The organism is Pseudomonas sp. MWU349 (assembly GCF_017947325.1).
GTDB lineage: Bacteria > Pseudomonadota > Gammaproteobacteria > Pseudomonadales > Pseudomonadaceae > Aquipseudomonas > Aquipseudomonas protegens.
Genome location: NZ_JAFEVP010000021.1, coordinates 1 through 650 on the forward strand (window position 1 = coordinate 1; position 650 = coordinate 650).

A 650-nucleotide genomic window follows, 5' to 3' on the forward strand; every position below is an offset into this window, starting at 1 on the left:
TCGATGACTTTGGCTACGACGCCAGCGCCGACGGTACGACCGCCTTCACGGATAGCGAAACGCAGACCATCTTCCATCGCGATGGTTTTGATCAGAGTGACAGTCATCTGGATGTTGTCACCTGGCATTACCATTTCAACGCCTTCTGGCAGCTCGCAGTTACCAGTCACGTCAGTAGTACGGAAGTAGAACTGTGGACGGTAGCCTTTGAAGAACGGAGTATGACGGCCGCCTTCTTCCTTGCTCAGAACGTAAACTTCAGCGGTGAACTTGGTGTGCGGCTTAACGGTGCCCGGCTTAACCAGAACCTGGCCACGCTCAACATCGTCACGCTTGGTACCACGCAGCAGAACGCCGCAGTTCTCGCCAGCACGACCTTCGTCGAGCAGTTTGCGGAACATTTCAACACCGGTGCAGGTAGTTTTCTGAGTATCGCGCAGACCAACGATCTCAACTTCTTCCTGGATGCGAACGATACCACGCTCAACACGACCAGTTACCACGGTGCCACGACCGGAGATCGAGAATACGTCTTCGATTGGCATCAGGAACGGCTTGTCGATTGCACGCTCTGGCTCTGGGATGTAGGTATCCAGAGTTTCTACCAGACGCTTAACAGCGGTGGTACCCATTTCGTTGTCGTCTTGGCC

1 protein-coding gene is annotated in these 650 nt (G+C 54.3%); it reads right to left on the reverse strand.

What is annotated here, in order from left to right; translation table 11 throughout:
- Positions 1-650 (reverse strand): EF-Tu/IF-2/RF-3 family GTPase (locus KCG88_RS30805; RefSeq protein ID WP_246882904.1); only part of this gene is annotated, 650 nt, incomplete at both ends.